The sequence below is a fragment of the Proteus alimentorum genome (assembly GCF_002607735.1).
Lineage (GTDB): Bacteria > Pseudomonadota > Gammaproteobacteria > Enterobacterales > Enterobacteriaceae > Proteus > Proteus alimentorum.
Genome location: NZ_NBVR01000031.1, coordinates 307,692 through 333,868 on the forward strand (window position 1 = coordinate 307,692; position 26,177 = coordinate 333,868).

The 26,177-nt window shown below is 34.6% G+C and carries 23 protein-coding genes; 11 read left to right on the forward strand and 12 right to left on the reverse strand.

Annotated elements, in window-relative coordinates; all coding sequences use genetic code 11:
* The first annotated feature begins 14 nt into the window (after nucleotides 1-14).
* Complete coding sequence (locus B6258_RS11950) at nucleotides 15-1,409, forward strand: basic amino acid/polyamine antiporter (RefSeq protein ID WP_099075441.1); 1,395 nt, start codon at nucleotides 15-17, stop codon at nucleotides 1,407-1,409.
* A 262-nt stretch (nucleotides 1,410-1,671) separates the two neighbouring features.
* Here the strand turns inward: B6258_RS11950 and hrpA are convergent, their stop codons facing one another.
* Entirely contained in the window at nucleotides 1,672-5,568 is a 3,897-nt protein-coding gene (gene hrpA, locus B6258_RS11955) for an ATP-dependent RNA helicase HrpA (RefSeq protein WP_099075442.1), read from the reverse strand.
* 233 nt (nucleotides 5,569-5,801) lie between these two features.
* On the opposite strand from hrpA, the gene B6258_RS11960 reads away from it, so the two are divergent.
* The 5 genes from B6258_RS11960 to B6258_RS11980 all read left to right on the forward strand — a co-directional run bounded on the left by B6258_RS11960 (nucleotide 5,802) and on the right by B6258_RS11980 (nucleotide 11,123).
* Nucleotides 5,802-6,425: an FMN-dependent NADH-azoreductase gene (locus tag B6258_RS11960; RefSeq protein WP_099075443.1), complete on the forward strand. Its 624-nt coding sequence runs from the start codon at nucleotides 5,802-5,804 to the stop codon at nucleotides 6,423-6,425.
* A 356-nt stretch (nucleotides 6,426-6,781) separates the two neighbouring features.
* Nucleotides 6,782-7,381 carry a fimbrial protein gene (locus tag B6258_RS11965; protein ID WP_164996165.1) on the forward strand — a complete coding sequence of 200 codons (600 nt, stop codon included), beginning with the start codon at nucleotides 6,782-6,784 and terminating at the stop codon, nucleotides 7,379-7,381.
* A gap of 93 nt (nucleotides 7,382-7,474) precedes the next feature.
* Complete coding sequence (locus B6258_RS11970) at nucleotides 7,475-8,176, forward strand: fimbrial biogenesis chaperone (RefSeq protein WP_099075445.1); 702 nt, start codon at nucleotides 7,475-7,477, stop codon at nucleotides 8,174-8,176.
* Nucleotides 8,166-10,535: a fimbria/pilus outer membrane usher protein gene (locus tag B6258_RS11975; protein ID WP_099075446.1), complete on the forward strand. Its 2,370-nt coding sequence runs from the start codon at nucleotides 8,166-8,168 to the stop codon at nucleotides 10,533-10,535. The genes B6258_RS11970 and B6258_RS11975 overlap by 11 nt, the downstream gene beginning before the upstream one ends.
* A 21-nt stretch (nucleotides 10,536-10,556) precedes the next feature.
* Nucleotides 10,557-11,123, forward strand: coding sequence for a type 1 fimbrial protein (locus tag B6258_RS11980; RefSeq protein ID WP_099075447.1), 567 nt, complete (start codon nucleotides 10,557-10,559; stop codon nucleotides 11,121-11,123).
* 81 nt (nucleotides 11,124-11,204) lie between these two features.
* Here the strand turns inward: B6258_RS11980 and B6258_RS11985 are convergent, their stop codons facing one another.
* Genes B6258_RS11985 through B6258_RS11995 form a run of 3 tightly spaced genes read right to left on the reverse strand, consistent with a single transcriptional unit; the run spans nucleotide 11,205 to nucleotide 14,387 of the window.
* Nucleotides 11,205-11,537: a YdbL family probable chaperone protein gene (locus tag B6258_RS11985; RefSeq protein ID WP_099075448.1), complete on the reverse strand. Its 333-nt coding sequence runs from the start codon at nucleotides 11,535-11,537 to the stop codon at nucleotides 11,205-11,207.
* 10 nt (nucleotides 11,538-11,547) lie between these two features.
* Nucleotides 11,548-11,754 (reverse strand): YnbE family lipoprotein, encoded by a 207-nt coding sequence (locus B6258_RS11990; RefSeq protein ID WP_099075449.1) that lies wholly within the window; start codon nucleotides 11,752-11,754, stop codon nucleotides 11,548-11,550.
* Entirely contained in the window at nucleotides 11,751-14,387 is a 2,637-nt protein-coding gene (locus tag B6258_RS11995) for a YdbH family protein (protein ID WP_099075450.1), read from the reverse strand. The genes B6258_RS11990 and B6258_RS11995 overlap by 4 nt, the downstream gene beginning before the upstream one ends.
* A 149-nt stretch (nucleotides 14,388-14,536) precedes the next feature.
* Between B6258_RS11995 and B6258_RS12000 the strand changes: the two genes are divergently transcribed.
* Entirely contained in the window at nucleotides 14,537-15,535 is a 999-nt protein-coding gene (locus B6258_RS12000; RefSeq protein WP_099075451.1) for a 2-hydroxyacid dehydrogenase, read from the forward strand.
* Between the two features lie 89 nt (nucleotides 15,536-15,624).
* Here the strand turns inward: B6258_RS12000 and B6258_RS17915 are convergent, their stop codons facing one another.
* From B6258_RS17915 to B6258_RS12015, 3 genes are all read right to left on the reverse strand, one after another.
* Nucleotides 15,625-17,223 (reverse strand): methyl-accepting chemotaxis protein, encoded by a 1,599-nt coding sequence (locus B6258_RS17915; RefSeq protein ID WP_129586858.1) that lies wholly within the window; start codon nucleotides 17,221-17,223, stop codon nucleotides 15,625-15,627.
* 519 nt (nucleotides 17,224-17,742) lie between these two features.
* Entirely contained in the window at nucleotides 17,743-18,219 is a 477-nt protein-coding gene (locus B6258_RS12010) for an NUDIX hydrolase (RefSeq protein ID WP_099075452.1), read from the reverse strand.
* A gap of 66 nt (nucleotides 18,220-18,285) precedes the next feature.
* Nucleotides 18,286-18,906 (reverse strand): TetR family transcriptional regulator, encoded by a 621-nt coding sequence (locus tag B6258_RS12015; protein WP_099075453.1) that lies wholly within the window; start codon nucleotides 18,904-18,906, stop codon nucleotides 18,286-18,288.
* Between the two features lie 90 nt (nucleotides 18,907-18,996).
* Between B6258_RS12015 and B6258_RS18465 the strand changes: the two genes are divergently transcribed.
* From B6258_RS18465 to fetB, 4 genes are all read left to right on the forward strand, one after another.
* Nucleotides 18,997-19,911, forward strand: coding sequence for a helix-turn-helix domain-containing protein (locus tag B6258_RS18465; RefSeq protein ID WP_099075454.1), 915 nt, complete (start codon nucleotides 18,997-18,999; stop codon nucleotides 19,909-19,911).
* Between the two features lie 182 nt (nucleotides 19,912-20,093).
* On the forward strand, nucleotides 20,094-21,014 hold the full coding sequence (locus B6258_RS12025) for an acyl-CoA thioester hydrolase/BAAT C-terminal domain-containing protein (protein WP_099075455.1): 921 nt from the start codon (nucleotides 20,094-20,096) through the stop codon (nucleotides 21,012-21,014).
* Nucleotides 21,015-21,158: 144 nt separating this feature from the next.
* Entirely contained in the window at nucleotides 21,159-21,809 is a 651-nt protein-coding gene (gene fetA, locus B6258_RS12030) for an iron efflux ABC transporter ATP-binding subunit FetA (protein ID WP_099075456.1), read from the forward strand.
* A gap of 56 nt (nucleotides 21,810-21,865) precedes the next feature.
* The gene (gene fetB, locus B6258_RS12035; RefSeq protein WP_099075457.1) at nucleotides 21,866-22,639 is read left to right on the forward strand and encodes an iron efflux ABC transporter permease subunit FetB; all 774 of its coding nucleotides are present in this window, start codon (nucleotides 21,866-21,868) and stop codon (nucleotides 22,637-22,639) included.
* Nucleotides 22,640-22,950: 311 nt separating this feature from the next.
* Here fetB and B6258_RS12040 read toward each other — a convergent pair whose 3' ends face one another.
* From B6258_RS12040 to B6258_RS12060, 5 genes are read right to left on the reverse strand one after another with little or no spacing between them, the layout of a single operon-like run.
* Entirely contained in the window at nucleotides 22,951-23,427 is a 477-nt protein-coding gene (locus B6258_RS12040) for a DUF6392 family protein (RefSeq protein ID WP_099075458.1), read from the reverse strand.
* Between the two features lie 59 nt (nucleotides 23,428-23,486).
* Nucleotides 23,487-23,930, reverse strand: a complete 444-nt coding sequence (locus B6258_RS12045) for a YcgN family cysteine cluster protein (protein ID WP_088495473.1) — start codon at nucleotides 23,928-23,930, stop codon at nucleotides 23,487-23,489.
* A gap of 36 nt (nucleotides 23,931-23,966) precedes the next feature.
* Nucleotides 23,967-24,623, reverse strand: a complete 657-nt coding sequence (locus B6258_RS12050) for a fumarylacetoacetate hydrolase family protein (protein ID WP_099075459.1) — start codon at nucleotides 24,621-24,623, stop codon at nucleotides 23,967-23,969.
* Nucleotides 24,624-24,676: 53 nt separating this feature from the next.
* Nucleotides 24,677-25,804 (reverse strand): lytic murein transglycosylase, encoded by a 1,128-nt coding sequence (locus B6258_RS12055; protein WP_099075460.1) that lies wholly within the window; start codon nucleotides 25,802-25,804, stop codon nucleotides 24,677-24,679.
* A 24-nt stretch (nucleotides 25,805-25,828) separates the two neighbouring features.
* On the reverse strand, nucleotides 25,829-26,116 hold the full coding sequence (locus B6258_RS12060; protein WP_069369136.1) for a YcgL domain-containing protein: 288 nt from the start codon (nucleotides 26,114-26,116) through the stop codon (nucleotides 25,829-25,831).
* Between the last annotated feature and the right edge of the window lie 61 nt (nucleotides 26,117-26,177).

Below are 26,177 nucleotides of genomic sequence, written 5' to 3' on the forward strand. Positions count from 1 at the left end.
GTAGGTAATTATCCTTGAATAAGAAACTTGGCTTAATATCACTCACCGCATTAGTATTAAGCTCAATGGTTGGTGCAGGTGTATTCAGTTTGCCTCAAAATATGGCCGAAGTTGCCAGTCCTGCAGCCTTGATTATTGGCTGGGTGATAACAGGCATTGGTATCCTCTTTCTTGCTACATCTTTATTACTCCTCTCTCGCCTTCGACCTGATCTTGATGGTGGCATTTTTACCTATGCGAAAGAAGGATTTGGTGAATTCATTGGTTTCTGTTCAGCATGGGGTTATTGGATCTGCGCTGTTGTTGCTAACGTTTCTTATCTTGTCATTGTTTTTGCTGCCCTTAGCTTTTTTACAGATACACCAGAGAACGTTATTTTTGGTGATGGGAATACATGGCAGGCATTAATTGGAGAATCAATCTTACTTTGGGTTGTTCATTTTCTTGTTTTACGAGGTGTTCAAACTGCAGCCAGCATTAATTTAATGGCGACAATGGCAAAACTCCTTCCCTTAGGATTATTTGTTATTGTCGCCCTATTAGCTTTTAATATGGATATATTTACCCTTGATTTTAAAGGTGTAAATCTGGGTATCCCTGTTTGGGATCAAGTCAAAAATACCATGCTGATTACGTTGTGGGTATTTATTGGTATTGAAGGCGCAGTTGTCGTTTCCGCAAGAGCTAAAAACCGTCGTGATGTTGGTTTAGCAACAGTACTGGCCGTTGTTATCGCATTAATTATCTATATTCTTGTCACTTTATTATCACAGGGTTTAGTAAGCCAAGCAGAATTGGCCGCGATGAAAAATCCTTCCATGGCTCCGTTACTTGTTCAGCTTATTGGTAGCATAGGTGAGATAATTATTGCGGCGGGTCTTATTCTCTCTGTATGTGGTGCTTATTTAAGCTGGACAATTATGGCAGCAGAAGTGCCCTATATTGCCGCATTACATCACTCGTTCCCTAAACAATTAGGAAAGCAGAATAAAAATGATGCCCCCTCATCTTCATTATGGTTTACCAATTATGCAGTCCAGTTCTCTTTAGTTTTAATTTGGTTGACGGGAAGTAACTACAATACATTACTAACCATTGCATCAGAGATGATCCTTGTTCCTTATTTTCTCGTCGGTGCATTTTTATTTAAAGTAGCAATTGCACGCAGTAGTCGCGCTTTATTATTAATAGCCATACCTGCAAGTCTCTACGGTTTATGGCTACTTTATGCATCAGGCGTTATTAACTTATTACTTTCAGTCGTTCTGTATGCACCAGGTATTCTGATATTTCTATATACACGAAAACAATATAAAGACAAAAAACCCCTACTATTCAGCGAAAAAATCTTATTGGCTCTTGTCTTCTTTGGCGCTATTCCAGCATTAGGCTACTTAACTCTTTACTAAAGACAACCCGAGAGGTACTGAAGAAACAGTACCTCTCTTATTTTCCAACTCTCTTCCTTACTTCCCTCAAAAATCAATTTCACTTAAGTCAAAAAAATTTTTCTTACTAAGCTGTTATTTTTAGCATTGATGGTTAGGTGCTTATAAATTAATAAACATATAGTATGTTGTAACTAATATATAGGTAGCTATTAATTAACTAGGCAATAAAAAACCCACAAGAAACATAAGTTCCTGTGGGTCTAAACATGTCACAATTAAATTAGTTAAAACTAATTTGTTCCATTGCCTGCAATATACGTTTATCTGATATTGGATATGGTGTACCTATCTGCTGAGCAAACAGGCTTACTCTAAGCTCCTCTATCATCCAACGAATATTTTGCACTTCTTCTTGCTGCTTCTGTTTCTCTGTTAACTTACCTAACCACTGTTGCCACTGTTGAATAACATTTTCAACTCGGCTCATTTGAGCGCGATCGCGATTAGGATCAATGGCCAGTTTTTCCATTCGTTTTTCAATTGCGCTCAAATAACGAGGAATATCCGCAAGACGTTTCCATCCATGAGAGGTAACAAAACCAGGAAAAACTAACTGACCAAGTTGGGCTTTAATATCAGATAATGCAAAAGCAACACTAATATCCACCCGCCCTTTTAAACGCTTATTGATAGCAAATACTTGAGTTAAAATCGCTTCAACTTGTTTTGCTATTTCAACCACAGCATCGTTTAATTCAGCTCTGACATATTCTTGCAGTTTTTGATATTCATCTTCTTGCCAAATTAAACCACCATAAGACGCCATTAGTTTATCAACACCACAAGCAATACAATCATCAATCAACTCTAACACTTTGCCATAAGGGTTAAAGTAAAGACCAAGTTTTGCTTTATTCGGTAATTTCTCATGTAAATATTTTATCGGTGACGGAATATTTAATAATAATAATCGTCTTACCCCTTCCCACATAGAAGCTTGCTGTTCAGATTCTGTTTCAAAAAGCTTAATACCCACGCTGTTTTTTTCATCAACGAGTGCAGGATAAGCTTTCACTGAATAGCCACCCCGTTTTTGCTCATAACGCTGAGGCAAATCACCAAAACTCCAAATATGTAAATCTTGTTGTTCAATACCATCATCGGCTACTGCTGATAATGTTTCTTGCACTTTTTCCTTTAAGTTCTCTTTTAATTTATTGAGATCTTTACTTTCTGCCAGTATTTTATTTTTATCGCCAACAACACGGAATGTCATTTTTAAGTGATCAGCAACTTGATCAAGTTGCCAGCTCTCTCTATCAACGGTCACCCCTGTCATTCGGCGTAATTCGTTTTCAAGTTTATCGAGTAAGCCACCTTCAACTTGAGGTACACGCTCTAAAAAAGCAGAAGCATAGTTAGGTGCTGGTACAAAATTACGACGGATAGGTTTTGGTAATGATTTAATTAAGGCCACTATCAACTCATGGCGAATACCCGGAATTTGCCAATCAAAACCTTCATCTTTTACCTGATTTAAAATAGGTAATGGAATATGAACAGTGACACCATCAGCCGCAGTACCCGGTTCAAACTGATAAGTTAAGCGTAATTTTAGATTATCTTGATGCCAATAATTGGGATAATCTAGTGCGCTAACACGTTTAGCATCATCTTTGATAAGCATACTTTTTTCAAAGTTAAGCAAATCAGGTGATACTTTTTGTGCCTCTTTCCACCATTTATCAAAATGACGAGATGAAACGACATCCTGAGGTACTCGTTGATCGTAGAAAGTAAACATGGTTTCATCATCAACAAGAATATCTCGACGACGAGATTTATGCTCCAACTCTTCAACTTCTGTCCGTAGTTTTAAATTGTCACGGAAAAATGCATGACGTGTTTGCCAATCACCTTCTACTAACGCATGGCGGATAAAGAGCTCTCGACATAAAAGCGGATCAATTTGACTGTAATTAATCGGTCTAGAAGCAACAATAGGTAAACCATATAACGTAACTTTCTCATTAGCCATTACAGCGCCTTGCGCTTTTGACCAATGCGGTTCGCTATAGTGATGCTTTACCAAATGTTCAGCAATAGGTTCAATCCATTCGGGTTCAACGCGCGCCGCAATTCGCCCCCATAAACGAGAGGTTTCAACTAATTCAGCTACCATTGTCCACTTAGGTGGTTTTTTAAATAATCCAGAGCCTGGGTAAATTGAGAAACGTGCATTTCTTGCACCAGTAAACTCTTGTTTATCGCTGTCTTTTTGTCCAACGTGAGATAATAACCCACTCAATAATGCGACATGAACACTTCTAAAATCAGCCGGTTCACTATTAACAGGGAAACCAAGTTCTTTGACAACTTGACGCAACTGCGTATAAACATCTTGCCATTCTCGAACACGCATAAAGTTTAAGAATTCTTGGCGACACAATTTTCTAAATTGAGAATGACTCAACTCTTTTTGCTGGTTTTTTAAATAATCCCACATATTTAAAAAAGATAAGAAGTCAGAGTCTTTATCTTGGAAACGTCGGTGCTTTTCATCAGAGGCTTGCTGTTTATCCATTGGTCTTTCGCGCGGATCTTGAATTGAAAGTGCGGAGGTAATAACCATCAATTCTTTTACTGCACCATATTTACGCGCTTCAAGTACCATTCTTGCCAAACGAGGATCAATAGGAAGTTGTGCAAGTTGTTTCCCCATTGGGGTTAAACGATAAGCACCATTATGATCGGTCTCGTCTTGTAACGCACCTAGTTCTTCTAATAAACGAACACCATCTTGAATATTGCGTTTATCAGGTGGCTGTACAAATGGGAAAGCACTAATATCACCTAACCCTATCGATGTCATTTGCAAAATAACAGATGCCAGGTTAGTTCTTAATATTTCAGGATCAGTAAATTCAGAACGAGAAATAAAATCATCTTCTGAATAAAGGCGAATACAAATACCATCAGAAACACGACCACAACGCCCTTTTCTTTGGTTTGCTGAAGCTTGAGAAATAGGCTCTATTGGAAGTCTTTGTACTTTAGTGCGATAACTATAACGACTAACACGAGCAAAGCCGGTATCAATAACATATTTAATTCCGGGAACTGTTAATGATGTTTCAGCAACGTTTGTGGCTAAAATAATACGTCGACCACTATGAGGATGAAAAATTCGATTTTGTTCACTATTAGATAAACGGGCAAATAAAGGCAGTACTTCAGTATGGCGAAGTTGTAGTTTATCCAGCGCATCAGCAGTATCGCGAATTTCTCGCTCACCGCTCATAAAAATAAGAATATCACCTGCACTTTCTCTGCTTAATTCATCAATAGCATCAACTATGCCATCTGTCATATCCTTATCGCTATCAAGCTCGTCCCCACCAATAGGACGATATCTCACTTCAACAGGATAAGTTCGGCCAGACACTTCAATAATCGGTGCTTGGTTGAAATGTTTGGAAAAACGTTCAGGATCGATGGTTGCAGAAGTAATAATGACTTTTAAATCAGGACGTTTAGGTAATAGCTGTTTTAAATAGCCAAGAATAAAGTCGATATTTAAACTACGTTCATGAGCCTCATCAATAATGATAGTGTCATATTGTAGTAACAGCTTATCTTGCTGTAATTCAGCCAATAAAATACCATCTGTCATTAGCTTAACGAGGGTATTATCACCGACATGATCACTAAAGCGAACCTTATAACCTACAGATCCACCTAACGTACTTTTTAATTCATGAGCAATACGTTCAGCCACTGAACGTGCAGCTAAACGTCGGGGTTGAGTATGACCAATAAAACCTTTGATCCCGCGCCCTAATTCAAGACAAATTTTAGGGATCTGTGTTGTTTTACCAGAGCCAGTTTCCCCTGCAATAATAACGACTTGGTTATCTCTTATTGCATTATAAATGGCATCTTTCTTTTGGCTAACAGGAAGGTTTTCTGGGTAAGTAATTTCAGGACAATTGGCACGACGGCGAATTATCATCTGTTGTGCTGTTGTAATATCACCTTTAATTGCACTTAATACCGCTTGTTTAGACTCTTCATTATTAATTTTAGCGACGCCACGTAGACGTTTTTTTAATCGCTGCTGCTCCCGCAACGATAATTGCTCTATTTCTTGATAGAGCGAGGCAGATGATAATGTCACCTTTTATTGTCCTTTTTGAGGTTATTCTAATCAAAACTAATGCCCGTATGATATCACAACAGGTTATTGGCACATAAAGGCTTGATTAAATTTCTTAGTATATAATTTCATATAATCAATAATTTTGAATAGCATATTCAAAGGATTGAGATGTGATATTTTAAGGATAGAGTAAACTGGTGTTAACAAATAAGTTTAAATAAATAGAACATGTTATAGACCACGAGAAAATAATGAAAAAAATCCTTGTACTGAAATCCAGCATTTTAGATAACTATTCACACAGTAATAAAATGACCGATTATTTTATTGAAAATTGGCAAACTAATCATAAAGATGACTTGATTACAATACGTGATCTCACCAAAGATCCTGTGCCTGTTTTAGATCAAGCTACATTATTTGCTTTTGGCAAAGAGACTGCAATGCTATCGGATGAACAAAAAACAGCCAGAGCATTGTCAGATGAATTAATTAGTGAATTAAAAGCCCACGATATGATAGTAATTGCAGCACCAATGTATAACTTTTCAATTTCAGCGCAATTAAAACATTATATTGATTTTATTGCTCGCGCAGGCGAAACATTTACTTATACAGAGGCTGGTGCTGTTGGTTTACTTAAAAACAAACAAGCGGTTGTATTAACCAGTCGTGGTGGTGTTCATAAAGATCAACCATCAGACCTTATTGTACCTTTCCTAAAACAATTTTTAGCCTTTATTGGTATTAATGACGTGCAGTTTATTATGGCTGAGGGTACTGCATTTGGGGAAGAATACGCACAGCAATCTCACCAACAAGCACAAAAAGAAATGGATACTGTAATTAGTACAAAAAATATCACCATAAAATAATTATTTATATTCTCTTTATAATCGCACCTAAATTAGGTGCTTTTTTTATAGCTAATATAAACTTTCATCAAGCATATTCCCCCCCTTTTTCTTTTATAAAAAATAACCTTTAACATTTATAACTAAAAAACCTTATCAGAGGATTACTCTAACATCATCTAACATCGTGAAATAATAATTCGATATAAAATATTAAATGACGTATTTCTTATTTTTTATTCTTTTATTCGCCATGAAAATAAATATATTAAAATAAGTTTTATTTGATTTATAAAAACAAAATTAATAATATTAAATTGCTCTAAGCGACAATCTAAAATTAAATGGTTTTATTAATTAAATAAATGGAATTTACAATGAATAAAAATTTACTCTCAATACTGATTTTATCTACAGCTTTTTTATCAACTCAAGCAAATGCAGTTGAATATATAGAAAATGGTGTAGGCGTGGTTGAAATTAATGGTCGAGTAATAGCAAGTCCTAAATGCGAATTACAAGCTATAGCTCCCATTCAGCTACCTAATATTCAAATAAATGATTTTACCAATACCAATTTAGCAAACATAGAAGAAGGACAAATTAATATTCATTTTGAAAATTGTACTAATGAACTTGAAAATATAAAATTAAGGATCCAAAATCAAGGAAAAAGCACATTAGAAAATAAAGTAGTTGAGAATAATCCTAGCAATGTATCTATTGCTATTTTAAATACAGATAAAGCTATATTAGATTTATCACAAGAAAACCCTGCTGCGTTTAAAACAAATATTAACCAACATAATGATTCGGCAAGCTATACATTTTTTGCCAATTATAAAAAACCAGATCAGGAAGAAGCAACAGCAGGCCAAATAAAAGCCAGCTTAAATTTTGATGTTATTTACTCTGATGTTGCTGATGTTGCTGATGTTGCTGATGTTGCTGATGTTGCTGATGATAAGAATGGCTAATTCTTTTAAAATAGACAGAGCTGGTTTTCCAGCTTTGTCTTAATATTCTACATTTATAACCAATAATATAAATTCACTATATATTAATAGAACATGATTAAAAAAATAAAACTCACTGTATTATCTATATTGACCATCCTTCCTATTTATGGGTACACATCAATAAAAATAAATAAGGATAAATTTATTTTTATTGAAAGTAAAAATCAAGAAATTATTGAAATAAAAAATAACACAGATAATGATTATTTCATACAAAGCTGGATTTCACATTATGATGAAAACAATCGTACTGAACTACCTTTTATGATCACACCTCCACTCTTTAAAATAGAAAATAATGAACATTATTCTTTAAAAATATTTAAAATAGATGAAATAGAAAAAAAAGACAGAGAAACACTGTATCGAGTAAATATAAAAAGAATACCGCTATTATCTGATTCAGATGAAGATAAGAATTTATTACATATCTCAATGAATTCTGTCTATAACTTAATATACAGACCCATATCAATAGAAAAAAATGCAGTAGATGCTTATAAAAAAATCGAATTTTTAAAGAATAAAAAACATGAATTGATTATAAACAATCCCACTCCTTATTTTATTACTCTAATGAAAATTAGTTTTAATGGGGTATTATTTAACAACAATAGTAAAACAATCCCCCCATTTAAAAAATATAATACAAAAAATATAATTAAAGAAACTGGATTGATTAAATGGACAGCAATTGATCAATATGGCGTAGAAATAAATGCAAAAGATAAGGCCATAATTAATGAAGATTAAATCTAAAAAAATAGAGAACACTTTCTTTGTTTTAATGATTATTTTCAGCAAAGATGTTATTGCTCAGAATAACTCACTCTCTCTTTATTCTCATTCATTTTCTAATGTTAGTGAGGAAACAATTAAATTACTTCTTGAAAATAATAAACCTGAAGGATTTTATCACTCTTTTATTCATATTAATAATAAAAAGAAAATGACAAAACTCCTTTATTTTAAAAGGATAGATCATAATTTAATTCCTTGTTTTTCTATCGATGATTTTAAATCTCTTGGTATTGACATTGATTTTTATGCAATAAGTAAAGAAAATGTAGAACCTATACCTTTAAGCGATTATTCAATTGATTTTAAATATCAGTTTTCCAATCAAAAATTAAACCTAATCATTCCACAAAAAGCATTAATAAATAAAGAGAGCTATACTATCAATGAAGATGACTGGGATGATGGTGTTACCGCATTATTCAGTCAATATTCTTATTGGATTAAATACCATCAGAAAAAATCGCCTGAGCAAAAACTTAATTTACACTCAGGTATGAATATGGGAGCTTGGCGTGTACGTAGCCAAAGTGGATTTAATTGGAGGAAAGATAGCCATCAATCTCAGCTTTCATCAATTTATGCATATCGACAAATTAATTCTTTTTCTTCGCTTTTTTATGGCGGTAAGTTTTCACCTACAACACGAATATTATCAAATGATAAAATAGTTGGCTTTCAATTAATATCCAATAATTTAATTGCAAATAATACACTTTACGCTAATAGACCCGTTATTGAAGGCATTGCAGACACTCAAGCTGACGTTATCATAAAACAAGGTGATAAGATCATCTATGAAACAACCGTTCCTCCCGGCCCTTTTTTGTTAAATTCATTACCTTCAATAGGAAGTGAAAAACTCATTTTGGAGATCAAAGAAACAGATGGAAGAGTAAAAATTTCGACACACTACTTTACATCATTACCAAATCAATTAAATAAAGGAAGCTATCAATATAATATTATATCAGGTACATTGCCTGATCATCCTGATAATAAAAGACCTCTTTTCCTTTTAGGCGAATTTTCATATGGCCTTAGCCAAAAAATCACTTCTTATAGTGCAATAAAAAAATGGGATAATAAGCAAAGTTATTTATCTGGATTATCTTTAGATTTAGGAATATTAGGTGGTTTAGCAACAAATCTAAGTTACGAAAAAGACATTAACAATAGATTTAAATATCAATTTCGTTATCAAAAAAACGTCCCAACAACACAAACTTATTTTACATCTGAGATATCTTTTTATCGGTATTTAGATAATCATCCATCAGAAGATAAAGTTCAAAAGAATCGTTCATTCTCTTTATCTCAAAATATTAATGCACTAGGTTATATCTCTTTTTATTATCGTGATAAAATTCATTATAACTTATCCAAAAATTTCGAGTTGGGAACCTCTATTTCATCCTCAATAAATAGAATAAATTATAACTTTCAGTATAGTTTAAAAAAAGAAAAATACTTATCAGACCATTTTTTTTCACTTAACTTTCATATACCAATAGGAAATGATAACCATCATCATTGGATTAATAATCAGACAAGTTATCAACTTAATAATAAACATTTTGCAAACAGTACAAATATGGGTGGTACATTATTGAATAATAATTTAGGGTATTCAATAAACTATCAACATACACATCATCATAAAAGGATATCCAACCCATTTTCTGCTAATGTACGCTATCAGAATAATTATCAATCTTATACTTTTTATGGAAATAAATCAGAGAATAACTACAACTTGAATTTTTCTGTTAATGGAGCAATTGTTTTGCATTCTGATGGTATTACTCTAACACCTCGTTTAGGCAGAACGTTTGCATTAATTAATACTCAAGGTGTCGCAGGTATAAAAACATCATTCTCATCAAAAGCGGAAACAGATGTTTTTGGTAATCTAATTTTAAATAACATTACTCCCTATAGAGTAAATAAAGTAAAATTAAATGCAACAACGATACCTCAACTCGCTGAGGCGAAATATTATAGTAAAAGTATTATTCCAACATTAGGCGCGATATCAAAAATCTATTTTCCGATAAAAACTGGTTATCGTGTTATTTTCAAATCTATAACCCCACTTCCATTTGCTTCAAAAGTAACCGTTCTTGATCAGGGAGATAATATTATCTTACATGGTTTAGTGACAGATAATAATCTTATCTTCCTTTCTGGTATTAATGAACATGGATTAGTAAAAATAAACTGGGGAGACGATAAGCAATGCCAGTTTCATTATAAATTGGATTCTGATGATAAGAAAAAAGATTTAATAAAAAAAGAAATCAATTGTCTTTAATTAAAAAGAAAGTTATTAAACATGAAAAATAAAAAATTTATTGCCTACCTAATTATAACATTACTTTATTCATCATTCTCATTTTCATCACCGATAAGACGTGGTGATCATGATATACCATTAACTTGTGATGTGAATTACATTCACGAAAATACAAGTGATAGACTTTCTATTAACGAAAATGATTTCTTATCAGATGATAAAGGGGAGTTAGCAAACATTGATCCTCACATTATTCTTATTACTATAAAGGATTGTTCTAAAAGCAATGGGGATATTCGTTTAAAAATTGAAAATACGAGTATTGATAATACAACCGGTTATTTGAAAAATATGATTAGTGCCCCTAATGCAAGCAGTAATATTGCATTTCAATTATTGTACAATGAGGAAGAAAGACCCATAAATCTCAATAAAGAGAATGAATTCGCTGAAGAACTGATTGATGGAGAGGCTGAGTTCTTTTTTTTAGTTAATTACGTTAAAAAAGATAATATGCCACCCGCTTCTGGTTATATACGTTCAAACCTTCATTTTATTGTCATAATCAATGACGATATTGTTAATTTCAATGGTAATGATGAATAATAAAAAAGCACGATGGAAAATTATCATACATCGTGCTTTTACAATAAAAAAAATGAAGTTAGATATACATTTAAGAATGAACTACTTTTTTACCCATTTTCCATTGATGCCTTTAACAAACTCACCTTCATTAGCTCTTGCAACTAATTTTTCACCCGCAAGTCGAGCAACAGAATCAGGTGTTACTTGGTTAGTTTTTGCGATTTCCGCATATTTTGCTTTTCTAGCTTGATTTATTTCATCAACAAGTTGCTGAGCTTGTTTGTTATTTGTCTGTACAAGCTCAATATAACCGCTAAATGTTTCCCCTACTAATCCCTGCGCTCTTGCTTCATCAAGTGTTAATGCCGCGGCATTGGTGCTGGCTAAAGTCAACATTAACGCAAAACTTAAGAGATATTTTTTATAATTCATCATTTACCCTTTAAAAAATGGCGCTGTTATTTTTTAAGAGATCTTCAACTTGTCTGTCTATTTTTACATTAATCTCATGTTCAATTTTAACATTCATATTAATATTAATCGGTTTATCGGGTGTGGCGACTTCTAGTCGAATACATCCAGTTAAAGTTGATATTCCCATCATTAAGAACATTAATAAAAATAGTTTTTTTAAGAATAATGGTTTCACTCTGACTCACTCCCTAAATCTGATAAGCTTTTTTCTAACCACTCTTCCAATTGTGAACCAAATCGTAAACTTCGCCATAATTGGAAGACATTTTCTTCATGTCGATAGTTGAGATTAACCTGACGGCGTTTATCCTCTAACGGATTCGTTCCATGAATTTCAGCCTCTAGCACTAACTCACCCAAATTACTTAAATTAACACGAGTCCAAGAACGACTGATTTCTAAGTAACGTAACCATGCCATAGCAACACCCGCTGACATATTATTATCATCAATCGAATCAACAAAATCTTTATCAAGTCTTAACGTTAAGTAAGATGAATTAGCCAACCAACCATCTTTAATAATCCATTGATTATTATTAATAAAGAACGGAAACTCACCACTAACTTTACCTGATGCAGCAAATTGCGTCACTTTTAATAAAGTAAATAAATGACTTAATTGAATATTATCAATAGAAATAATTGCTGCATCATGTTGTGGAATAGTGAGTTTTGCCAACGAAATAGTCCCATCAAGCATGGCTACATTCACATTTGATAAAACTAACGGCTTATTTTCTGTTGCAGGGTAAAAACCTTGTAGATCTGCCGTAATATCCGTCATATCAAAAAGATTATTAACGCGCTTTATTCGTAGCTGAACCGGCTGTTTAACCCCGAGTTGCCACTCATCTCCGTTTAAACGCCAAGGTAAGATAAAATCTAAACCATCTAAAATGCCATCTTTAAGCCACATTCCACCTTGTTTAACAACAAGATGTCCACCAGCAATAAGTCCTTGTTCTGGTGCAATAGAAAAATCTGCTTGTGTGTAGAGTTCGCCTTTATCAAGAGTGATCCCTAAATCTTCTGGTAATAGCGATTGAAAAACATTAATAGGTTGTGAAGGCCAACGCATTTGGCCTCTTAATCTTGCGCCATCCCAACGCGTATTTATTGCAATAGGTCCTATATTCGGTTTAGCACTTAATTCTCCTTTTACATGAAAGTTAAAAGGAGAATCACCGCTGACTGTGGCAATAAAATCTGTTTTATCTAAAAAACCACCTGCAGGAAAATCAATACGTTGACTTGTTAATTTTAGCTTTCCGTTAAATGTCGGATTTTTATCATCTCTGATCCAACGAAATGGGCTTAGCAACGATAATCTTGGTGCAGTCATCGTAGTGTGTTGATATTTTAAAACATCAAAACCTGTATTGAGTTTTTCAAAACTCACTAATTTATCAGCCCAATAACCTGTTCCTGCAATATCCCAACGTGCTTTTAATGGTAGTAAATTCCCCTCGCCCCAATAGCGCCATTGCCAAGTCCCATTATCTGGTAAAAAATCAATGGCTTTACCTTGAAAATGAATGCGGTAATCTCCCCAAATACTATCTTGGGCAACGACTATCGCATTTAAACGTCCATTAAAACCTTTTGTTGAAAGTGTCGTCCCGGCTAAAGGTAAACGCGCATCGGTGATGGTAAGCGTTTCCGTGACTGGTCCTTTAAAACGAAACAAAGAGCCAGATTGAAATTCAACAGTAGGATCTGTCAACATGCCCGTGACTTTAACAGGTAATTGTGCACTAGCTTGCATTAATTCTTTATTAACAACACCTGTGATTTGAATAGGAATTTGAGCATCTAACCAATTTACTGCGGTTTCAGGGATCGATATCACTAAATTTCCTTTTCCCGCTTTGCCTTCTGTCATCACATTTAATCGTGCAGTTAATCTTAAATCCGTTAATCCTTTTTGCCATTGGGCAATGTTTATATTTACACCACCTCGCAAAGGTTGATCTAATCCAAACCATTCCCAACGACCTTGCTCAATCACTATATTTTCGGGTGTCACTTTCCAAGGTAGTAAAGCCAATGCATGACCACCACCTTGTTCAGCAATTGAAATAGTGCCTGATTGTCCTACCCATTCAAGAATAAAAACCAATGGATAAACGTAATGAGACGTTAATAGCGTCGCATCAATGCTTCCTTTTTCTGGTAATGAAGCGACATCAAGAGGAAGCGCTATTTCAGCCGCAAGTTCAATATTGTTATCATCAGGTAAATTCACCTTAAGCTGTTTAATGTCAAGCCACTGGTTATCTCTAATAAAAAGACCAAGTTGAGCATTTTTTCCTTGGTAAGTAATTAATCGCCCATTGTTTTTTGTTTTTAGTTGTAATGCACCTTGATAGCGAACATTTTCTTTTAAGAGCACATTGTCAATATTGACAGATAAATGAGGTATTGAGGTTAGTAGTGAATTTATCTCAAGAGGAACAGTTGCCGTTTCTTCTTGCTTACTTGCAGACATCATTGAAAAACATTGTTCATCAACGGCAAGTTGCTGGCTATTAAATTGAAGTTTATCAATCTGCTCTTTTTGATAAGAGAAAACAAAATTATCAAGATTAGCTAAAAGGCAGCTCTCTATTTTTAATTCGATGTTCTCAATTGAAACACCCAGACGCTGTAATTTAGGCTGTGATAAAGAAAGTGTTACACCTTCAGGTAAGTAATAATGAGCAACGACAGGCAACCAACGAGGAATAGACACCCATAAAGCAGTGCCTATTAGACCAGTGCCTAGTAGAATCGTCCCTGTCCATTTGATTGTTTTTCTTAACAACACATCATGTTCCTTTTAAACAAACCTGAATCATCCACTTACCTCGTTAAATTGTTTATAATGATAGTATTAATTTCTTTCATGTTGGGGCTGGATAATTCTTGTTTTTCCAGCCTCTGAATAAAAATTTAATCGAGAGTAGAGAAGACTGGATGAAAATCGTTTCCTATAGTACTAAACATTATGATCGTAAGCACATGGAATGGGTCAATCAACATAATGGATATCATTATGATATTGAATATTTCGATTTTAATTTGACAGAACAAACCGCAAAAAATGCCGTTGGTGCTGATGCTGTCTGTATTTTCGTCAATGACGATGCTAACCGTGCGGTTTTACAAGAGCTTGCTAGCCTTAATATACGCATCCTCGCATTACGCTGTGCAGGATTCAATAATGTCGATTTAGAAGCCGCCGCTGAATTAGGCATAACGGTTGTCCGTGTTCCTGCTTACTCGCCAGAGGCTATTGCAGAACATGCTGTTGGTATGATGCTGTCACTTAATCGTCGTATACACAGAGCTTATCAACGTACTCGTGATGCTAACTTCTCATTAGAAGGCTTAACTGGCTTTAATATGCATAATCGTACTGCCGGTATTATTGGTACAGGTAAAATAGGGTTAGCGACATTACGCATATTAAAAGGCTTTGGTATGAAATTGCTAGCCTATGATCCTTATCCAAATCAAGCCGTACTTGATTTGGGTGCTGAGTATGTCGATTTGGCGACAATTTACGCAAATTCTCATGTTATTTCATTACATTGTCCATTAACCGCAGATAATCATCATCTATTAAATGAAACGGCTTTTTCACAGATGAAAGATGGTGTGATGATTATTAACACCAGCCGTGGCGCATTGATTGACTCTGCTGCTGCGATTAATGCATTGAAACAAGGAAAAATTGGTGCATTAGGTATGGACGTTTATGAAAATGAACGCGATCTTTTCTTTGAAGATAAATCAAATGACGTTATTCAAGATGATATTTTCCGTCGCCTTTCTTCTTGTCATAACGTGTTGTTCACAGGACACCAAGCTTTCTTAACAGAAGAAGCATTAATTAGTATTAGTGAAACGACTCTGCACAATATTCAAGAGATTGCTTCAGGTAATGAGTGCGTTAATCAGATCAAAGCTTAATTCTAAGTATTAAGAATAAATGTAATAAAAAGCCCCCTTCGCCATAGATTAGCAAAGGGGGATTGCTTGATTTATTATCAATACGACACTTATTTTTCTTGGGTATCGATAACTTCTGTTGATTGCGTTGAATCAAAACGAGAAAAGGTTTCTTTCTCTTCATCTACTTTAAATTGTGAAACCAATTTAGCTAATTGATGAGCCTCATCATCCATATTCGCTGTGATAGCCGCTGATTCTTCAACCAATGCGGCATTTTGCTGAGTAACGGTATCCATTTCACTGACAGCCAACGCGATTTGGTTAATCCCCATGCTTTGTTCATTAGAAGCAAGGGCAATCTGTTGCATAAAGTCATTTACCTGATTAATGGTTGTAACGATCTCTGACATTGAACGTCCAGCTTGAGCAACTTGTTGCGAACCAACATGCACTTTATTAACAGAGTGCGTAATCAACTCATTGATCTCTTTCGCAGCTTCGGCACTGCGACTAGCTAAACTGCGCACTTCTGACGCAACAACGGTAAATCCTCTACCTTGCTCACCCGCTCTTGCCGCTTCAACGGCAGCATTCAATGACAAAATATTCGTTTGATTGGCAATACTATTAATAATGTCATTAATATCTGCAATTTTTTTCGCACTTTCAGAAATTGAAGACATTGTTTCTACCACACTATCCATCACATTTTCGCCATTTTGAGCAGAACTTGTTGCTGTTAGCGCTAATTTGCTGGCTTCACGCGAGTTATCCGCATTTTTCTCAACTGTTGTTTTAATTTGTTCCATACTCGCAACTGTTTCTTGCAGAGCACTGGCTTGCTCTTCAGTACGAGAAGATAAATCGGTATTTCCTGTGGCTATTTCACTCGCACTTACACTAATGGTATTCACTGCATTTTTGACAGATGCAATCATATGACTTAATGAACTTTTCATCTTATTCATTTCATTGAATAGTTGACCAAATTCATTAGCACCATGATTATCCACACGCATACTTAAATCACCTTGGCTCATCTTACTAAAGATGTTGATTAAAATTTTAATGTTGCCAATGAACGTATGAGAGAACCAACGTAATATAAAGATAAATAAGAGAATAACGATAGTACTAGTAGAAATCGACACTATCATCAAGCGCTCTTGGGATGTTTTTGCAATATCGATATAACTATTTTCAATACCATTAGCAACAGCATAATATTGCATAGTAATATCATTTAACTCATCCATTTTAAGGCTGGCAGAGTGTGTTGTTAGCTCGCCCCTACGTAGTCTTTCTAGCGCACCAGTAAAGATATCAAGCAGTTCGTCAAAACGTTTTGTCATATCATCGGCTAATTCTCGCCCTTCTAGAGTAAGTTTTTCCGTATCTGACCAACGGTGGATCTCTTCACGGGTTATTTCAATATATTCTGCAGTTTGGTGAAAGTATTTTGCTGAGGGTTTTTCATTAACACGTAATTGCCCATCTAACCCATTAATATTTGCCCTGATCACAGCCATTTGATATCGCGCTTTGCCCATAAGTAACATTTGCTGGCTTAGGCTATTTGATGAAACGAAATTATTATAGGATCGAGTGGAAGCATCATAACTAAAATAAATAATGCTCATAATCAACGCAAATAAAATGGCCAGCATGACCTTAACGGTCTTTTCTATACTGATATTTTTAAACATGGTCATATTCCATCAAAATATACAGAATTTTTTATCTGTACATTTGTAAGATATCAGAATGCACTCTTTCTCTGACAAAGAGCATATTCCCTAGTGTAAATAAAATAAGGCTAAATTTATTCATTAGAATATAAAGGCTCGCAGGATCTGCCTTTGTTTATAATGTCGGTAATAATGAGGAAAAACTTTAGAGCACAGTGAAAACAATTTTTCATTTATAAAATAAACGTTTGTTTTATCCTTCCAGATGCAAATTAATTATATAATATCCCGCAATGAAGGTGATTTTACTCAGAAAAAGATAATTTATTAATTATTTTTTAGTTTTTCTAAATTTATTTGTTTATTTCCATCTTAAGTTTTAATAGGTATATACACCTATTAACATTAATTTATTTAACTCTAAGACTAATTTATAGTGAGTTTTAAAAGTAGTTTATTTCCAATAAAAATAAAGCAGTTTCTAAAAACCGCTTTTATTGTTTATTTGTTATGATTAATTTAACTTTATTAAGAAATTTAAATGATTTCTTTTATTAATAGTTTTTCAGTTAGTTCAATAAGTCTTATCACATTTAATGGGGTTTCTATTTTTTTAACTTCGTCCAAAGAAAGCCATTGGAAAGATTTATTTGTTAATTGGCTATTTTTTAACGGTTTGCAAAGATAAATCATATCGATGTGATAATGAAATCCTTGTTTTTTATCGTGGATGGGTTCTTTTAAAATAGCGAGAGGTTTTACAAGCTCAATAACATCATTGTTATTTAAGTTAAGGCTAAATTCAGGTTGATAGCAAAGACACTCACACAGTAAACCTGTTTCTTCTTCTATTTCTCTTAATACTGCATCTTGTGGCTCTTCATTTTCTTCTATATGGCCACCAGGTGGTAACCAACAACCTATTTTAGAATGTAAATGGAGAAGAAATTTGCCCTGCTCATTGAATACAATGCCCGTTGCAGTGAAATGACTCTTAGGCACGTCTATTGTCATAATATTCTGATCCTTTACTCTACTTATTTTTATCCCATGTACATCACATCTATCATTATTTTTGTGCTATTTATGGTCTTTCGCATTTATTGAAGATTGTTTCATTCCCATTAAAAAATCAGAAAATATCGTTTTAAAGTCCCTACAGGCATTTTCAGGCAATGTCGCTTCATTTTTTAAATTAATCGCGATATGTGTGACAAATCCATAAATTAAATTCACGACAATATCAGGAGAATAGGTACAAATTTCTTGTTTATCATAGAGAGTATCTACACATTTTTTAATTCGAGGAATAAGAATTTGTGAATCAATTTCATCCCATTCCTTCCAACCTAGAACGGAAATTATTTCTTGTAAGGGAATAAGCTTATCTTTATGTTGATAAATATGATCAACACAGAAACTAAAAATAGCCTCTAACTCTTGCCACTGATCATCATAGGTAGGAATTTGAACCAGTTTTTCGACGACTTTCTCAACCTGAAAAAGGTAGCACTCTTTTAATAGCGCTTTCTTATTACTAAAGTGGTGATAAAAAGCCCCTTTTGTTACTCTTGCGCGACGTGATATTTCATCAATGGAAACATCACAGTAGTTCTGATTTATAAATAGTTCTTGTGCCGCTTCACGCAATGCAGAGCGCGTTTGCTCTGAATTCTCTTGTTGCCGTGATTTTATTTTCATGATAAAACCCTTAAAACATACCATAAGTATGTAATAATATATGGGTATCAGTTTCGTGTAAACTGAACAAAATATTTTCAGGAAATTATCATGTCATCTCAGTACAATGGGCTTACCCCCTCAAATACCTTATCCACTTTTAATATAGAAATTATCAAAGAACTTCTTCTCTGGATTGAGGTGAATCTGGAAAAACCGTTGCTACTTGATGATGTTGCGATCCGTTCTGGTTATACAAAATGGCACTTACAACGCGTATTTAAACAAGCAACAGGATTAACACTTGCTTCGTATATTCGAGGAAGGCGCTTAACAAAAGCGGCAACAGAATTACGTTTAACTAAATTGCCTGTTCTGACTGTGGCATTGCGTTATCAATTTGATTCTCAGCAATCATTTACTCGTCGTTTTAAAGCCACGTTTGGTGTAACACCTACGGAATACCGTAAACTTGATAATCTTTGTGGTAATAACTTTCAACCACCAATTAATTTTGATGTTGTTGATTTACCTATTCCTAAAATTATGGAGTTACCTGAAAGTTATGTTTATGGAATGCAATATCAATATTTTTGCTCTATCGAAGACATAGGCAAATTACACGAAGATATTCGTCACCAATTTTGGAATGATTTTTTACTGTACACGGATAAAAACTTTACAGAAAGTACTGTGCTTATCTCATACCAACCAAACACATTACGTAAAAATAAAATCCAAATTGATTATGAAATTGGCTTAAATAGCTTAGATCATTTTACAAAAACCAGTGGTTTTAGAAAAAGAATGATTGAAGCAGGACGTTATGTCAGATTCCAATTTAAAGGAACACTGGAAGAATATAAACAATTTGCGATGAAAATTTATTTTTACACCCTACCCGCATTAGGTTTATGTCGTCGCTTAGGTGCTGATATTGAAAGATATATTAGTATAGAAACTGATGTTGATTTAATGGAATTACCAAAAACCTTAGAAATTGATTATTTCGTTCCCATTCATTGATGATCTTTGAATAGCCTGACTTTTCAGGCTATTTTTCTTAAGAGTAGATTAATTTTATAGCCGTTATCTGTGAGATAATTTTTCATCACTTGTTTTTGTACAGCAATTTACTAAATTAGCTGTTTACTTATTATTAAAATAAAATTTCTTATTACCTCCCTACAAAAATAAATAAGGCAATCATGCGCACTTCACTTCTATTTTTACTCTCTACTTTTTTACTTCCGTCTTTTGCAAGTTATGCAGAAATATCGACACATCAGCTTCCACGGAAAGATGGTAGCGAAATTAGTTATTACTTGGATAAACGAGCTGAAAAAAATCAAACTCTATTAGTATTAATGCAAGGCTCTGACTGTAATAGCATTAAAAATAACATGTTTATCCAACAAACCTTTGGTCAGTGGTTACCAAATAGTGATGTTTTAATGGTGGAAAAATACGGTATTACCGCTCAATTGCCCTATTTGCAATATGATGGTGAACGTGTTGATTGCCCTAAAAGCTATAAACTTCATGATAATCCCAAGCAACGAACCGAAGATTATGAGGCTGTGTTAGATACTTTATCCTCACAGTATCCAAATATTATTTTGGTTGGTGGAAGTGAAGGTGCCACTCTGGTGCATTTAGTGGTAACTAAACGCAATGATATTAAAGCAGCTATTGCGCTAAATGGCGGGGGCCGTTTTTTTCTTGATGATGTTCTTTATAATATCCGTCATACCACACCGAAAGAACATGTTGAAGATGCTCTAAATGGCTTTCAGCAATTTGCTGACGCAATAAAAGCTAATCAAATAGATGATGAACAATTTATAAGTGAACACAGTAAAATATGGTGGCAACAATTTTTTACTATCGATTTACTTAACGTCATTAAAAGTAATCAACATACCCCCATATTAATTATTCAGACACTTAATGACACTAATGTAAATGTCGATGCATTTCATCAACTAAGCCAAGATATTAACCAGCCTAATGTGAAGTTTATTAAATACGATAAGTTAGATCATGGGTTTTATAATGAACAAGGCGAGCGTTTAACGAATGAAATAATCAACGATATACAACAATGGTATACGCAATACACGAAATAAATTTATTTTTTATGTTGGCTTACATTCCTATTCTCCTATACTGAGAGAGTAATAAAATTGCTTACTAACTGATTTAAAGCAGGATCTTTAAATCGTTAATTCTGTATAATGATAATTATTCTCTCTTTTAAGTTTGGGATAAGAATGGAAAGCACAACTGCACTTTTACGTCTTGATAAAATAAGTTATCGAGTCGAAAACAAAACTATCCTCGATGACATCAATTTTGAACTTCAACCTTCTGAATTTAAACTTATCACAGGCCCTTCAGGTTGTGGTAAAAGCACCTTACTCAAGATTGTCGCTTCTCTACTATCACCCACCAGAGGTTCAATTTTCTTTGAAAATAAAGACTATTTAACGTTGTCCCCCGAAGAATATCGCCAACAGGTTTCTTATTGCACTCAAACACCGATGTTATTTGGTGAAACTGTTTACGATAACCTTAAATTTCCTTATTTCTTACGAAAACTCGCAGTGGATGATAAGAAACTGGCACAGGATTTGGATTATTTTTGTTTACCTGTATCCATTATGAAAAAAGGAATTAATGAACTTTCGGGCGGTGAAAAGCAGCGTATTTCACTGATAAGAAATCTACAATTTATGCCAAAAATCTTATTACTTGATGAGATAACAAGTGCATTAGATGAAGATAATAAAACAAAAGTGAATGATGTTATTCACCACTACGTTAAAGATCAAAATCTTGCCGTGTTATGGGTCACTCACGATCAAAATGAAATAAAACATGCTGATGATGTGATCTTATTACCTTCTCACAATGATGCCTGATTTTTTATTTCTTTATCAGTATCAGTCACCCTTTTGTTATGAGCGAACATAATATTATGAACGAACATACGATAAGCAATGAATCTCTGATTTTTTCGCTTTTATTAGTTCTCGTGGCGATTTTTATTAGTCGCAAAGAAAAACTGGCTTTAGAAAAAGATATTATTTGGAGTACAGCAAGAGCCATTGTTCAACTCTTAATTGTTGGCTATGTCTTGACCTATATTTTCCATGTTGACCATTTTATTCTCACCTTCTTAATGGTGTTATTTATCTGCTATAACGCAGCGCATAATGCCAAAAAGCGAAGCAAATACGTTAAAGATATTTTTCTGATCTCTTTTACTGCTATTACAACTGGGGCATTATTAACTTTAACGATTTTATTGCTCACCAGTTCAATTGCTTTTACACCCATTCAAATTATTCCTATTACGGGGATGATTGCCGGTAATGCAATGATAGCAACAGGGCTTTGTTATAATAATTTAGGTCAACGTTTTCAAAATCAACAACAACAATTACAAGAGATGTTAAGCCTTGGTGCGACACCTAAATTAGCCTCAATGAGTATTATTCGAGATAGCATTAAATCTTCATTAATTCCAACCGTTGATGCAGCAAAAACTGTGGGTATTGTGAGTTTACCGGGCATGATGTCAGGACTTATTTTTGCCGGTGTTGATCCATTACAAGCCGTTAAATATCAAATTATGGTGACATTTATGTTGATGGCAACAGCCAGTATTTCAACCATTATTGCTTGCTATTTAACCTATAAAAAGTTTTTTAATCAGCGCCACCAGCTGATTAATTTTGAAAACCATTAACTGTCGCTTTTTAACTATATTGAAAAGGTCACCCCACTGAGTGACCTTTTTTAATATTAAAGCGCTTTTCAATGACTGAATATGACTCAGAGTTTTACTACGAAACATGGCGGGAATGTTCACGACGCTAGAATACAAAAAGCCCCACATAAGCGAGGCATTTAATTGGTGAAATTCAAATTTCCCACCATAAGAATAATCACGGACTATATTTCCCATCTCGTCAATAGATTTTCTTTAAAAGATCGTTTTACGAATGGTTTTTTCTCTTATTAGTATCAAATCAAGAATTTTATATTATTAATATAATATCAACCGGTATAGTTGACATCCCATCGTTTCTCTAGACTTGCACGTAATTCAAAGGTAAGCGAAATCACCACATTCTCACCAACGTAAGGATATCTGGCGATAAAAATAACCTGATTATTATTGGGTAATTCAAAGACTTCTGCTTCACCTAAATGAAGTGACATCACAATTTTCTTTTTAGCAAAGCGGATCGGTTTTCCATAATGGGTATGTAACCACTCTTGTGTCATTAATGGCTGTAATCCGAAAGGAAGTGCATGGGGAAAATGAAATTGATCTGTTTTTTTATCAAATAGCGTCAGTGTGATTTCACTTAAACCAACACCATACGGCTCAAAGTATAAGTGAAGAGATTCTTTTCTCATCGCCAAACTACCATTTTTAGGTTTGGACTTATAAGGAATTAAATTTTTATCGTAAACATCTTGATACTTTTTCCCTAATTGAGCAATCAGCCCAGCAATATCTATTGTCATTACTTAGATCCTTTAAACAAAAAGCGCCTATAAAGGCGCTTTTTAATGAAAATAAGAAATTAACCACGTCCCTTCGGACGATTAAGAATATGATCTTCCCAATCTTCAACTTCAGTTTCTGGCACCGCAATATATCTGACAGAAATATTACCTTGGTGCATTTTTGCTTTATTACCAGCAATAAGTGGATGCCAACTTTGTAACGTTTTGCCTTCTGCTAACAGGCGATACGCACATGTCATTGGTAACCACTCAAATGTCGGTAAATTATACCGTGTAAGCTTGATACAATCTGGCTCATAACGGAAACGATCTTCATAATTACTGCATTGACAAGTTTTAATATTTAGCTGATTACAAGCGACATTGGTAAAGTATATCTCGTCAGTATCATCATCCATTAACTTGTGTAAACAACACTGCCCACACCCGTCACAGAGCGATTCCCACTCATCATCACTCATTTCATCTAATGTTTTAGTCTGCCAAAAAGCCTGTGTCATCTCTACGTTATTACCTTATTGCTCATCTAATACAAATTAAATAACCCGCGTTGTCAACTGATGTTCATTAACACTTAATACCAACATATCACCTGATTCTAGAGGACCAACACCTTCAGGTGTCCCCGTTAAAATCACATCACCAGGACGTAGAGTAAAAAAGCGAGACATATAGCTGATAAGGGGTAAAACAGGGGTTAGCATATCATGACTGTTACCCTGCTGACGAATCTCGTCATTAACACGTAACATCAAATCCGCATTTTGCGGGTCACCAAATGAATTGACAGGGATAAAACCAGATAATGGTGCAGAGCCATCAAACGCTTTACTTTTTTCCCATGGTTGCCCTGCTTTTTTCAATTTACCTTGTAAATCTCGTAATGTGAGATCAAGACCAATACCGAAACCCGCAATTGCACGATCAACTCTATCTTCATTAGCTTGCTTAAGTGGCTGACCGATAAGTACTGCTAATTCAATTTCGTGATGAACCGCCCCCATGTCTTTTGGGATAGCTATAGGTTGGCGAATATCACACATAGCTGTTTCTGGTTTGATAAAAATCACAGGCTCTTCTGAGCGAACGGATCCCATCTCTTTAATGTGATTTGCATAGTTACTGCCAACGCAAATCACTTTATTGACAGGAAAATCAAGTAACGCACCTTCCCAATCACGATGTTGATACATAATGTGTTCCTTTTAGGTAAATTGCTGTGTTTTATTTCACTGTAAAAACACGATTAGTTCGCGTTAGGCAGTGAATTTATTTTATTAGCAACGCCATCAGCCATTGTGACAATGCTAAGGGCAAAAAAGTAAGAGCTGTTCCAATGCATAATCGTACGGAAGTTCTGTGTCACTAAATAGCTTCTGTGCAAATCATCATCAGGAATAATTAACCATACAGGCATAGCATCGTTCAATTGACTATTTACTGGTAATTGCACACCCAATGCTTTCCATTGAGCGACCGTTTTTTTCTGTTCGGTCTTAATGCCTTCAAGCTGTTGGTTAAAATCTACCGATAAAGTAACTTGTTCTCCCCAAGGAAGTCCACTTTTCCAACCTTCAGTCGCTAAATAGTTAGCAGCCGAAGCAAATGCGTCTTCTTGAGTATTCCAAATATCGATTTTCCCATCACCATTGCCATCGGCGGCATAAGTTAAGAAGGAGGATGGCATAAACTGAGTTTGTCCCATAGCGCCCGCCCAAGAGCCTTTGAGGCGCTGTCCTTGAGGGATATGCCCTTCTTCAATAATCTCTAATGCCGCCATCAATTGACGCGCAAAGAGTTCTTCTCGACGTCCTTCAAACGCGAGCGTTGCCAGTGCAGAGACAACATCTTCTTTGCCTTGCACCTTACCAAAGCCACTCTCAAGCCCCCATAACGCAACAATATAGTTTGCAGGTACACCATATTTTTTGCTGATTTGTTCTAGGGTATCTTGATTCTCTTGATAAAGCTTAGCCCCTTGGTTTAATCGGCCATTGGTGACAATGCGAGGTAAATAAACATCGAGTGTGATTTTCTTTTCCGGCTGATTACGGTCTGATTTAATCACTCGTTCAATAAAATGTGCTTCTGAAAAAGCAAAATCTATTGTTTCTTGTTGATATCCCAATTGAGCTGCTTTCAATTTTAACGCTTCAACATAAGCAGGAAATTGTGCAGAAGTACGCGTTTCTTTAGGAAACGCTTGTTCTAATGATGCAACATTCACTTGTTTCCATCGAGCCGTTTTTTGTGTTTCAACTGCCGTTGCCTCTGGTGCAGTAATTTGCCTTTCAGCCAATTTTTGTTGGCCATTAGTACACGCAGATAACATTAAACCGGAAACAATCACAGCGATGAATGAATATTTGAACATTTATGCTCCTTTTATCTCGATGATTTATTCAGTTTTTTCTGATTTTTTTAATTCATCTAAATAAGCATTTAACATACTTTCGACAGGTGGTGGAACTTGTAAGTAAAAACCTTGCTCAACTAATGCTTTTTTGACTTTTTCAATGTCAGCATGCGCTAAACGCTGTCTATCCGCGAGATTAAGCAACATTGAAAACTGTGGTTCGCCAAAACTTTGTAATAATTCGTCCGGAATTCGAGAGAAATCATCCTTTTTTTCGATGTATAAATAAGTTTGATCACGTTTGGTACTACGGTAAATTGCACAAATCATTTTCATTAAACTCTAATTATTAAAATAAGCGACTTGCCTGAATATTTTAGTAAATATAACA